This is a genomic window from candidate division WOR-1 bacterium RIFOXYB2_FULL_36_35 (assembly GCA_001771505.1).
Classification (GTDB): domain Bacteria; phylum Margulisbacteria; class WOR-1; order XYC2-FULL-46-14; family XYC2-FULL-37-10; genus XYB2-FULL-36-35.
This window is the reverse complement of sequence record MEUA01000040.1, coordinates 54,039-66,340: the sequence shown is the minus strand read 5'-3', so window position 1 is coordinate 66,340 and position 12,302 is coordinate 54,039. Positions and strand designations below refer to the sequence as shown.

The 12,302-nt window shown below is 35.5% G+C and carries 11 protein-coding genes and 1 tRNA gene; 4 read left to right on the top strand and 8 right to left on the bottom strand.

Features of this window, described 5'->3' with window-relative positions:
• Window positions 1–41: 41 nt before the first annotated feature.
• Complete coding sequence (locus A2290_00785; GenBank protein ID OGC14195.1) at window positions 42–323, top strand: hypothetical protein; 282 nt, start codon at window positions 42–44, stop codon at window positions 321–323.
• Between the two features lie 73 nt (window positions 324–396).
• Here A2290_00785 and A2290_00780 read toward each other — a convergent pair whose 3' ends face one another.
• A complete protein-coding gene (locus A2290_00780) occupies window positions 397–3,990 on the bottom strand; it encodes a hypothetical protein (protein OGC14194.1) in 3,594 nt (1,197 codons plus the stop codon).
• Between the two features lie 478 nt (window positions 3,991–4,468).
• Window positions 4,469–4,542, bottom strand: a tRNA-Gln gene (locus tag A2290_00775).
• 215 nt (window positions 4,543–4,757) lie between these two features.
• Between A2290_00775 and A2290_00770 the strand changes: the two genes are divergently transcribed.
• Window positions 4,758–6,794 carry a dephospho-CoA kinase gene (locus A2290_00770; protein ID OGC14193.1) on the top strand — a complete coding sequence of 679 codons (2,037 nt, stop codon included), beginning with the start codon at window positions 4,758–4,760 and terminating at the stop codon, window positions 6,792–6,794.
• An 81-nt stretch (window positions 6,795–6,875) separates the two neighbouring features.
• On the top strand, window positions 6,876–7,433 hold the full coding sequence (locus A2290_00765; protein OGC14192.1) for a hypothetical protein: 558 nt from the start codon (window positions 6,876–6,878) through the stop codon (window positions 7,431–7,433).
• 11 nt (window positions 7,434–7,444) lie between these two features.
• Here A2290_00765 and A2290_00760 read toward each other — a convergent pair whose 3' ends face one another.
• The 4 genes from A2290_00760 to A2290_00745 form a co-directional block, all read right to left on the bottom strand.
• Window positions 7,445–8,320: a hypothetical protein gene (locus tag A2290_00760; protein OGC14191.1), complete on the bottom strand. Its 876-nt coding sequence runs from the start codon at window positions 8,318–8,320 to the stop codon at window positions 7,445–7,447.
• Between the two features lie 434 nt (window positions 8,321–8,754).
• The gene (locus tag A2290_00755) at window positions 8,755–9,693 is read right to left on the bottom strand and encodes a hypothetical protein (protein OGC14190.1); all 939 of its coding nucleotides are present in this window, start codon (window positions 9,691–9,693) and stop codon (window positions 8,755–8,757) included.
• A 2-nt stretch (window positions 9,694–9,695) separates the two neighbouring features.
• The gene (locus A2290_00750) at window positions 9,696–9,920 is read right to left on the bottom strand and encodes a hypothetical protein (GenBank protein ID OGC14189.1); all 225 of its coding nucleotides are present in this window, start codon (window positions 9,918–9,920) and stop codon (window positions 9,696–9,698) included.
• A gap of 17 nt (window positions 9,921–9,937) precedes the next feature.
• Window positions 9,938–10,234, bottom strand: a complete 297-nt coding sequence (locus tag A2290_00745; protein ID OGC14188.1) for a hypothetical protein — start codon at window positions 10,232–10,234, stop codon at window positions 9,938–9,940.
• Between the two features lie 103 nt (window positions 10,235–10,337).
• On the opposite strand from A2290_00745, the gene A2290_00740 reads away from it, so the two are divergent.
• Window positions 10,338–10,745 (top strand): hypothetical protein, encoded by a 408-nt coding sequence (locus A2290_00740; protein OGC14187.1) that lies wholly within the window; start codon window positions 10,338–10,340, stop codon window positions 10,743–10,745.
• Between the two features lie 34 nt (window positions 10,746–10,779).
• On the opposite strand, the gene A2290_00735 is transcribed toward A2290_00740, so the two are convergent.
• Window positions 10,780–11,409 (bottom strand): hypothetical protein, encoded by a 630-nt coding sequence (locus A2290_00735; protein ID OGC14186.1) that lies wholly within the window; start codon window positions 11,407–11,409, stop codon window positions 10,780–10,782.
• Window positions 11,410–11,689: 280 nt separating this feature from the next.
• Complete coding sequence (locus tag A2290_00730) at window positions 11,690–12,187, bottom strand: hypothetical protein (GenBank protein OGC14185.1); 498 nt, start codon at window positions 12,185–12,187, stop codon at window positions 11,690–11,692.
• Window positions 12,188–12,302: the final 115 nt, after the last annotated feature.

The following is a 12,302-nucleotide window of genomic DNA, read 5'->3' as shown; positions in this document are numbered from 1 at the left end:
AAAATTGCCCATCAGTCCCTCTCCCTCTGGGAGAGGGTGAAATGCCTACCAGTTCTCAAACTATTTCAAGATTGGGTGAGGGCAGAGAAACCCAGGATGGAAAATTCACAAAGTCATTATTTTATGTATCACAAAATTTTTATTGCACAGCGTTTTTTTGCTTAATGACAACAATTATTGGAAAATGCTTTTTTCTAGGAGAAAGTCAGGAGAGTATGGTTTATCATCTCAAGAATATCGACAATATCAATGTGTTGATGCTTAAAAAGGGAGTCCTTCACCCCGATTATTCATACCTAAGGAATTTTTTAATAGACTGTTAAAATTTTGTTAGTCTATGAATAATCGGGGTTCAGTGCTTTATAGCAGGGAAAGGTTCCTTTTTTGGTCGGGTTTCTATGATTGTTTACCTTTAATTTCATCTAGTTTTTTTTGTGCTGCTTCACGAACTTTTTCCGGATAAAGATATATGTTTTCACTCTTATAAGGATCATATATGTCAAGTGTGCTTAATGTTTGTTTTGCAGCAATTTCTTTTAATTGCTCTATCCTGATTGGCTTTCTTGAATAAAATTCAACCAATTTCATTCCTGCTGCTTCTCTTATTTCTTTGGAATAATAGAAAGAATAAAGTTTTTGCCGATCATCATATGAATAAGCGGAAGAAGAACGTTCAACTATTTTTTTTAAATCATCAATTTTTGCAGGATTGGTTGAGTAAGCTTCTATAAGTGTCATTTGAGCTGTTTTTCTAACTTCACTAGGATATGCAAACTGGGTATTATAGCTTTCTCTATCATTGTAGCTTAAAGGATATTGTGTCTCTATTATATGGGTCAACCCAGTTATATCAATAGGGTCTTGGGAATAAAAACTAAGTAATTCCATGCCAGCTCTTAATCTGCCTTGATAAGGATACAAACCATCAATTAAACCCTTATATTTCCATTTACCTGTTGATGACCAAGATCCTTCTGTTTTACGACTTTTTTCCACAAGACATTCTAGTGCACTAACATTAATGGGGTTATTTCCAACATAGAAATCGATTAATCTATTGGTTGCCGCTAGCGCTGCTTCTTCATAATAACAAAAACGAGGAGTTCGATAATCCCGGGAATCAGGAAGCTCTCCTGCAATGCTTTGCAATCCTTTTTCATTAACTGGGGTTCTAGCGTATATTTCAACTAGCCTTATTGTTGCAATGTCTCCAGGGGTTGGGCGTTTTCTATGATGTCCCCACTCTTGCCTAGAGTTTATTTCCCTTTCTTCATCTCTTCCATAAGGATGGCTTCTTGTTGCAATATCTTCTAAAGTTTTTAATTTATCAGGGGTATTTGAGCCTTTTGAGCAGACTTCAACTAAACCGAATATTGCTGCCTTTCTAACTTCTTCAAGATCACATTCTGCAATGGATTTTAATTTGCTTATTTCTAGAGAAGTTGTAGAATAAAAATTAACTAATATCATAAACGCTCTTTTTCTGCTTTCTTGAGGATAAACATATCTATCGAGGAAGTTTACCTTATGACGATCTGTTGCAATATGTTCTAATTCTTCTACATTGATAGGATGAGAATAATGTTCAACTAATTGACAAGCGGCAAGCTCGATGATATCTAGTGACTTAGTTCTTTCCCTTTGCCATGAAAAACTGTGGTTGTTGCTAATAGGATCTCTTGGTGGTTCAATTAAGATGATTTGTTTCAATCCTTGAGCACTGATTTTGTTATTGTTTATTGCTTTGATGATATATGTTGAAATGGGTAGCCATGTTTCATATCTTTGTTTAGAACTTTTTTGAGCTACTGCTATAAGTTCTCCTTCATAATATTCAGGATCGACCATAACGCAAATACCAACAAAAATTCGATAAATCTTTCCAAGCTCATGAGAAAAATATTGTCTACCACTGGAGCTTTTTTCGGTTTCTATAATCTTTCTTAATTCGCCAAACTCCATTAACGCTTCAGCATTATAACGGCTTCTTAAAAATGGATGTTCTACATCGGCCAAAGTATCTATCATGCCGAGAAAAATTTCCATTTGTCCTTTCCTTACTAAAAATTTGTTTACTAAATCCCTCCTGCCTATTTGTGATAACCTAATCATTGCTTCAAGTCGTAGGGCAGGGGGACGACTCTCATCAAGCATAATTTGTTGATAAAATCTTACTTGAGCTCTTGTTGCCGTGGGACTTGCATCACTAGCTAAAAGTTTTCTGTTTAGCATAAAATCTACAGGTTTTGCATATTCTTCTGGCCTTCTAGCGCAGACCGCTTCTAAAACTCCTACATATTTTGCATATAGTCTTTCTTTGCATGGATCAATTCCTTCATGTAAAAGACAATATGCTGCTTCACGTTGGGGATATACGGATGATTGATCTTCTAATTGGTGATGAATCATTTGTTCCAATAAATCTGCTAAATCTTCTGTTTCAATTCTAGATAAGCCAAAGAGTATCCCGTCAAAGAAAAGATCAAAAAAGAGATCATCTTTTCTACCATATCTAACAGCTTCTGCAAGAAACCTTCTTAGATTTTGGGTTCCTAACTGTTCCAATATTCTTGCTATCTGAAAACTGGTAAGATGACTCAATCTTAAAACAGCCGCAACTTCTGTCATGGTTCTCGAGACTCCAAAGATTAAATCACATGCTGATTCATAATCGCCTCGGGCCGATAAGTTTTGTGCCGAAGCTATAAGCGTTTCGGCTGGATTCATCACTCCAAATTCAAAATCCCATTCTCTTTGTGATCCTCCATCATATAAGACAATAGCAGTTTCCTTAGATCCTTCTCTTTGTGAAACAATATCTGGAGCCGTTGTCTCTGCAATAATTTCTATTCTCGGCCTTGCCATTCTTAGTGTTTGAATTTCAGCATTTGCCTTTGGTTTGAAAACAGATTTTTTATTTTTTTGGAATTCGTTTGGATTTTCAAAAATATCTGGTCGTGCTGAATGAAGTTCCCCAAGTATGCCTATCATTTTCTTATTTTCGACATCATCTTTAGCTACTCTAAAAAGGGCATTTAAAAGGTTAGACCCCTTTTCCCTGAGGGATAATTTAAAAAGGATGATCGCTGCCTTCCGTTGATCTTGAAAACCTCCTACATGTCCAGCGTGAGTTGTTCCAACGAATACTTGGCCGCGAATAATATCTAAGACTTCTTTAGCTCCTTTTTTTCTAGCTGTCCAGTATAGATAATCTGAAACTGCCGAAGGATCTCCAGCTTCGCAAAGTTTTGCAACCACAGGTTGTAGATGTTCATTATTAATAATTGCATCCGCAAATTGAGGAGATGTTCCGCTTCCAAAAAGAAGAAGAGAGGCAGAAGCCATATCTCCTTGAGCGACAAGTGTCTTTACTCTTTCTACTCTGACTTTCGGACTTAAAAACTCTTGCGGTAATTCCCTGTGTAGAACAAGACTAATAGTTCTTGGTGGGGGAGGCATTATTGTAGGAAGACCAGTAACACCTTCTTGAATATCCAATAGAAGATTTAAAGGTTTTGTCGGTTGATATTCTTGAACCATCTGTTTTTGAAGATTAAGTGTTTTTAAATCGACGGCTCTTTGTATCTCATTAGACGTTCCCATTACTAGGTTTTCATCTCTGTTATATGCGAAGCGAATATCCAGTAGATTTGCAAAGTAGCGAACTCTGTATTGGCATAGGTATAATTCTGTTGCTCTTCCCATGTCACTTGGTTCGATATTAGGAGAATCTAGGTTTCCAAGGTTTAGAAAAGATATTTGAGAAGGAGATAAATTTTGTAACCTCAATAGAGTTGATAAATTTTCATTAAGCCGCTCAAGACTTCTGTGGTTAAAAACTGAGGGTGTCACTTGAAAAGTTTCTCTAAGCGCAATTTGCATTATAAAATTGTAGGTGTCAAAGAATCTACGGACTCTTTGTGGCATAGTAACAGGTCTTGCATCTGGCAAAAGTCCTCTTATAACAGGTGATGTGATATTAGCTTTCATATTATTGATTTAACCTATACATATATCGTTAAAAAATACCTGAGGTTGCTTGTTCCTTTATGATAGAGGATATAACTCCATTTTAAAGAGGATTTTTTCTCTTAAAAAACGACAAAATAATAGAAAATAACAGAAGCTTTTTCTTTGTGGGTTTTCTCGAAAGTAAAAACTTTCTCATATAAAAAGAAAAACTTTCTCCTAATAAAATTAAAATCTTACATAATACAATCTTCTTTTTCTTTTAATATAAAACTTCAAAAGACAAGAGAAGAACAGTATAAGAGCAAAACAATGCGTGTATATTAATAGATCTTAGAGGGATAGTACTAGACTTATTTGATTGGCTTATATTCATTTTTTTACAGCCGAATGTTATTAGGTCGTATAATAGAAATGGTTTGAGATTTAATGGCTCTATTGGTTTGCAACAATTTTCAAATGCAGTCAGCCAACTATTAAAAATGGGCCTTTAAATAGTTGGCTGCGGGACTAGGATTTGAACCTAGATAGCATGCTCCAGAGGCATGCGTCCTACCATTAGACGATCCCGCAATTTAAAGATTAGAAAGTAGAAATTAGAAGATAGATATTTAATATTTTAACATATTTTGCAAGGCTTTGACTTGCAAGTTTTTTTGACCCTGTTTACCCCGATAAAGATAATCGGGGTGAATAATCGTGGTTCAAGTGGAAGGATTGTTGAAATTTTCAAGATAAATGGGGGATAAAAGATTATAAGAAAATAAGTAAAATAGGAGTTGTCTTAAGTGGCTGCGATTTATAATAATATGGAGACTAAAAGTTGGAAGATTAAAGCTTATGGTTATCACGATACATTTGCTTTAGATCGTGCTTCTAATCATAGAGAGACATTAATTGTTGTTTGTAATAATGGAAAGACATTGGCGGTTGACGCTCCTTCATATATTTATCCTGCCCTTGCAAATGATTCTGGGCTAGTCTCCGAATCACGTTTGACCAGATTGGATTATCTTGTTGTTACTCATATTGATGCGGATCATATAGGTGGCCTTGATACTTTATTGTGGGCAAAATATTTTGGCGAGCAATCTAAATTAAATTTGATTACACTCCCCAGTATACGCGATTTATTGTGGGATAGATTAAAAGGCGCATTTGGCCATGATCGCATGGAAGGGTCTTTATCTCCTAAGGTTTTTGGTGATTATATTAATTTTTTCCCGGTCAAGTGGGGGGCAAAGAGTTTTATTCCAGGATTTGGTTCAATTAGGGTGTTTAATCGATCTACTAAACATTCTTTGCATTTTGATACGTTGGCTTTTTGTTTATATGACCAAAAAGATAAAATCATTGCCGGCTTTTCGAGCGATACTCCTTTTGATGAAGAGCTGATATCTTTTCTTGCGCAACCTGGTGGCGTTATTTTTCATGAGGCTGGGGCATATAGGCCTTTAAGCTCAGCTCATACACATTTTTCCCAACTTTTCACATTGTCGGCAAATATTCAAAAGAGAATGGTCTTATGTCATATTCCTGAAGTCTTGGAAGACGATTTAAGAAGGGAGATAGTAGCAAAGGATTCATCCCTTAGGATCGCTGATGATTTTATGCCGGAGCATTTAGTTCAGTCAGTTGGAGCGAAAGGGCTCAAGGAGTTTTTTAAGGCTGACGCAGTCTATCCCGGGACTTTTGATCCGTTTACTTATGGACATCTTGATATTGTAACGCGTTATTTAGAGCGTTATCCCAAGGCTAAATTATGTATTATGACGGGGACTAACCCCAGGAAAAAACCGGTTTTTTCTCCTGACGAAAGAATTTTTCTTATAAAAAACAGTATTCCCGTTAATCTTCGAGATAGGGTGGAGGTCAGGAGTGATGACGGTGTTATAGCCGACTATTTATATGAGAATACGATTCCAGCTTTTATTAAAGGGGTAAGAGATGAGGCTGATTTTGTTTATGAGTCGACACTCGCTGCTTTAAACAGCAGGTTGAGCGGTGAGCCGATAACTTTACTTGTTCCGCAAACAGATCCTTCTTTGACAAGTGTCAGTTCAAGCAACCTGAAGATGTTGATTTCTTTGGGGATAAACCTTAATACTTATGCTACGTCTTTAGTCAGAGAGTCTTTACGGATACGTAATATGGGGCAGATGTTAATAGGTGTGACAGGAGGAATCGCTTCCGGAAAGTCGACTTTTTGTAAAGAGTTGTCTTCTTTTGGCCAGAAAAAAGACTTAAAAATTCATTTTATAAATTTTGACAAGTTTACGCGAATAATTTTAGGAAGCAAGGATAATGTCCCATTGTATTTTGGTATCAGACAGAAAATTGTCGACAGGTTTGGAAGAAGTGTTTTAAATGTTGATGATACTATCAATCATAAAAAATTGGGAGAGATTGTTTTTGATGACAGAAACTTATTAAAAGAGTTGACTGACATGATGCTAGAAGCTCTTTTGTATCTTTTTTCCAGAGAGTTAAGAGGGATTGGACCGGGGATTGTTTTGGTGGAGGGGGCAATTTTCATTGAGAGGGAATTAACCGAGCTAGTGGATAACAATCTTATAATTATTAATCTCCCTTTGAGTCTTCAAAGAAAGAGATTATCTGAAAGGGGTTTTGATGCCGATCAGATTGAACACAGGATATCAAGCCAATTAACAGGGAGTGAACGGGTTGAACGTGGAAAAATTATGCAAAAAGGAGAATATGATCGTTTGTTTGTGACCTTAGAAGGCGAGCATTCTTTTAATGTTGAAAATATTTATGATTTGTTGTTTTTTGAATATGGGAAACGAGCAAAAGTAGTACGTTAACCCCGAATATCCTAATCGGGGTGAATAATTGGGGTTGCCGAGAAAGTATATAGTTGAAAAGGAAAAAGGGGTAATATTTTAATGTCTGTTATAATAGGAACTCCGTTTATTCGATATTTAAAGGTTGGAGACTCTTTTCCGAGGAGAATCTCTTGCAATGGGGGAAACACTCGATATGATGTAGCTTATAAATCAGGTATTTTTTATGCGTATAGGAATCTTGATAATGCCTTACAGCCTCCTGTCTATATTTCAGCTTTTGATGCAAAGCAGTTTGGTCGTTTTTTATACCTTGTTTTTTATTCTAAACCTGTGATCATATCAAATGATGATTTTTTAGAAATTAGAGATAAATGGTTGTTTGATATTGAAAGGCTGGTAAGTCGAGAGCTTGTATCTGATCTTAGCCTTTTGTATAAGAACACTGCAGTTTGGCCTGTGCATAAAGGGGTTTTATCTTTTAGCTTTGTTGGAGAGACCGAAGGTATTCCCGGATTGGAATTCTCAAAGGTTTGGGGGAAATTTTCTATCACCAGTGGTTTTTCTGATGAATCTGCGATGAATTTACTTTTAAATGTTTTAAAGAGAATAGAACATTTTGCGGATTATTTGGCAAAAAATGAAATTAGTATCAAATAGTGTTTATTTGTTTAACCCAGATTTTCAAGTATTTTTAATGCCTCTTTATAAACTTTTTTATTTGAAGCTATATAAGTTTGTTTTACCCTGAGGTTTTTGTCTCCTTTAAAATCCGTGAAAATTCCTCCGGCTTCTCTTACAAGCAACATTCCTGCCGCAAAATCCCAGATTTTATCATTAAATTCAATCTCTATTTCAGCTTTTCCTTCAGCTATATATGTCAAACTTCTTACGGTTGAACCGAGCATTCTGAGATTAAAGGTTTTTAGGGATAATTTTTTTAATGCTTTTGACATTTTTTTAGGAGCTAGTTTTATTGTGCTGTCATATATCATTGTTGAATTTTTTAAATCCTTATTTGAAACTTTTAATCTTTTTCCGTTTTTAAATGCGCCTTTCCCTTTTTCTGTTGTATAAAGCTCATTTGTGAGTGGGATAAATATTACGCCTGCGACAATCTCCTCTTTGTATTGAATCCCTATGGAAACTCCGAATATCTCTATGTTGCGGATATAATTGTGTGTTCCATCGATTGGATCTATTATCCATGTAAAATTTGAGTTGAAGTTTAAATTGTCGCTCTCTTCTGACAGAATATTATCTGTCGGAAACCTTTTTTTTATAATATCTATTATTATTTTTTCTGATTTTAAATCAAACTGGGTAACCAAACTGCCATCTTTTTTTGTTGATACCTTTGTTTTTTTTTGAAAGTTTTCCGCAAGCATTTTTCCGGCTTTTTTTGCCGCATAAATTGCAATTTTACTCCGATTATTCACCCCGATTAGGGAATCGGGGTTCATGCCTAAGGATTTTCTGAGCAGCCTACTAGAATTCTGTTTGTCCATGAATGATCGGGGTTCAGATCTTTTCTTTAATTCCTTCATGATTTTATTATATCATAACGCATTTATCCTGAGGGCTTGTTGCGTAATGATAGTTTTTGCAATTTGTCATCCCCGCAAAAGCGGGGATCCATCTTAACCCCGATTATTATAATCGGGGTTGTTTTATAAAAAATAGATTCCCGTTTTCACGGGAATGACCATTATGCAACAGACCCCCCGATTATTCATACGAAATTTTAAGCGCCGATAATGATAGTCGGGATTTATGTAATAGCATGTACTTTGTAGCAGTAGCGCTTGACTTTTGTATGTGTGGGTATATACTCCTTATAAAATTAGGTATAAGATAGGGGAGGCGACATACTTTGAGATATGCAACCTTTGTCTCTGTTCTAGTAGTATTATTGTATTTTGTTGCGGCACTGGTGTTTATCGGGTGCAATCAGGCGCCGTCTCCTTTTTGATAATCGGGGTTAATATATCAGATTAAAGAAATATCCAATACAAATTATTCCAATTGTGACTATGCTAAAGAAGATCAGCAATAGTCTTGTTTTCATGACACTTTTTAGCATCACAGCTTCAGGGAATGAGAGCCCCGCTACAGCCATCATCAACGCTAAAGCGGTTCCGGTTGCTATCCCTTTTTGAGTAAATGCGAAAATTATCGGGACAAGAGTTGAGCACCCAGCATAGAGTGGCACTCCGATTAATACCGCTATGGGGACGGCAAAAAGAGACTTTGATTTTATATGTGTTGTTATAAAATCAGTTGGTACATAGCCATGGATAAAAGCTCCGATTGCTATTCCTATTAGAATATATGGAAAGATTCTTTTTAAAATCGAAGCTGTTTCAGAAATTGCATATTCTAGTTTGCCAGATAAGGTTTTAGGCAGATATTCTTCTTCGGCTTTTTTATCAACGCCTATTATATCTTTATCTAATCCAGTCCTTTGTAAAATCATTCCGCCTACAATGCCAAGCAATATTCCAAAAGAAGAATATAGTAACGCTGTTTTTAATCCAAAGGTTCCAATCATTAAAACAAATACTATTTCGTTTACAAGGGGGGATGTGATAAGAAAAGCAAAAGCGACTCCTATTGGGACTCCTGCTTTTGCAAAGCCTATAAATATCGGAACGGATGAACATGAACAAAAAGGAGATATAGCGCCAAATAAAGAGGCAATAAGGTAACTTAAGCCGAATTTCTCTTTCGAGAGGATTTGTTTTATATTTTGAGATGAAAGATATGTTCTTAAAAAACTGATAATTGTTATTATTATAATTATAGAAAAAGTTATTTTTAGTGAATCGTATATAAAAAAATTGACACTTTGACCCAAAGTAGATGCGGGATTAAGCTTAAACAGACCAAAAGATATAATATCCGCTATATATTGAAACATTTTTATTTCTCCTTGCAACAGCAACCGCTGCTTTTTCCACTGCAACAGTTGCTTTCTTTATTTCCTAGGCCCAAAAGTGTTGCAAAAGAAAACTTTTGTTTTATGTTTGTTGATTTGCATTTTGGACAAAAAAACTTCTTAGGATCTTTTTCCTCTTTTTCTTTAATAGACGCGTTGATTTCAAACTTAGAGTTGCAACTTTTACATAAAAATTTATATGTTGGCATTTTTTATTCCTCCCTTTTTAATTTAGTAAGCAGTTTATCTCTTTTAAAAGCTTTTTATATTCTTTATTGTTAATTTTGTAATATGTAAAGTTTCCTTTTTTTGTTGATATTAATATTTTGATTTTTGTGAGTTTTTTTAAATGGTGGCATATCAGGTTGTGAGGGAGATTTAGAAACTCTCCTATCTTGCAAACACACTTTTCTGATTTTTTAAGCAAGCAGATGATTTTTAGCCTGTTTTCCTCTGAAAGAGCCTTTAACGCTTTTACAAGCGGGGTTAGATTTATGTCGCAGCACCTCGGTCCTTTATTCATTATATATATAATAACATTAATTTTTATCTATGTCAATATGTGTTGACATGCTTATTGTTCTTGCGCTCTGTCTGCTTGGCTTGGTATCATTAGGGTGTAAATTATGATTTTATTAAAACGCTTTATAATTTCATTTATGCTTTTTGATAATCTGGTTGTACAATCTTTACGGCATATATTTCCTGCTCGACATAAAATAGGCGGTAAATGCAAGCGATGCGGCAGATGTTGTGAGGAGATACTTCTTCGTGGGACAAATAGGCAGATAAATAACAAGCTTTTTAGAAATATAGCAATTTCCTTTATATCCTGGCTTTATGGTTTTTATATTTTATATGTGGATTATGAAAAAAATTACTTGGCATTTTCATGTAAACACAGGGGGAAAGATGGAAAATGCCAGAACTATTTTTGGAGGCCTTCGATTTGCAGGAATTATCCGATTTTAGATTACTTTGATAAACCAAAACTTTTACCTTGGTGCGGTTTCATCTCCATATCAAAAAAATAATTTGGGGAAGAAACTTTAAGCCTCTAATCGGGGTTTATTCAAAAGTGATAGGCAATCCAAGAGCTTGTTTTAACTTGATGTTATAAGCATCGGCTTTTTCTTGCGCCATGTCCGGATCTATATAGTGTTTTTGAGGAGAATTAAACGCGCTAAGTAAAAATCCCACAGCTGTTATTATCCCTCCTGTTGTTACAGAATAGGAAGAATTATCCGTTCCTGCCGATAGTAACATATATCCTATCCCTCCGAGGCTTATAACATTGCCAATAAATCTCATTTTGTCTTTGTTATTTTCTTTTTCTTTTATTTCAGCGGCCAATTTATAATCTTCTACCAATGAGAGAAATTCGTTATCAGAAAGGGTCTTAATGCCCCCTTTAACAATTATCCAGTCTTCTATCTCTTTTACTTCTGACCTTTGGTTTGATAACGTGGATCCATATCCCCATGTGGAGGAGTAAGCTTCTTGTGTGTATGTTGTAGTGTAAAAATCTGTTTTACTATAACCTGTATTTTCGTTGACCAGGCGTTTTTTTACTAAAATCTCAATTTTATTTCGCTTGTAATTAAGCTCGTTAACATATTGATTTTCCTGTGGGCTTAACGCAAAACCTGTTGAGATTAAATTTAATAAAATTAATAATAAAGCAGCTGATCTTTTCATAATTATAAATAATTATATCACTTAACCCTGATTATTTACAGACTAACCAGAAAAATTCATCCCGATTATGGGACTGTTGCATAATGGTCATTCCCGTGTGGATCCCCGCTTTCGCGGGGATGACAAATTGCAAAAACTGTCATTACGCAACAATCTCATAATTATAATCGGGGTTCAGTCGCAGGTTTCCTCGACAAAAAAAAGGCCAGGGTTTTAATCTGGCCTTTAAAATAAACAATATGAACTCCTATTATGATAATCGGGGTGAAATTATTTTTTCTTATTCACTTTTTGTTGATTCATCATAGACAGCTTTGCCGACATCTTTTCTGAATTCTTCTCTTCCTTCAACCCCGCGGATATCTTCCTTTGTTTTCCCTGATTGTTTGACAACCTCTTTTCCTACAGTCCTTCTGGTATCCTGTCTCCCTTCAACCCCACGGATATCTTCCTTTGTTTTCCCTGATTGTTTAACGGCCTCTTTTCCTACCGCTCTCCTGGTTTCAGTCCTGCCCGATCTACCTCTATAATCTTCCACTGTTTTGCCTGATGCTTTGAGCGCTTCTTTTCCTACAGTCCTTCTGGTATCCTGTCTCCCTTCAACCCCACGAATATCTTCTGTTGTTTTGCCCGATTGTTTAACAACCTCTTTTCCTACGGTTCTTCTGTCATCTGCCCTGCCTGATCTCCCTCTTGGGCTTTTTTGAGCGGATGCTGCCATTGCAAAGATTACAAAACAGAATACAACACAAAGCGCGGTTAATTTTTTGCTATTCATAAAAACCTTTCCTCCTTTATTGATTTGGTTACTCATTATATGTTTGTTATGTTGATTTTGTCAAGGTGACTGACAGGTGAAGACTTTTCTTTTTAAGTTTTTCAAAATAAAGTTT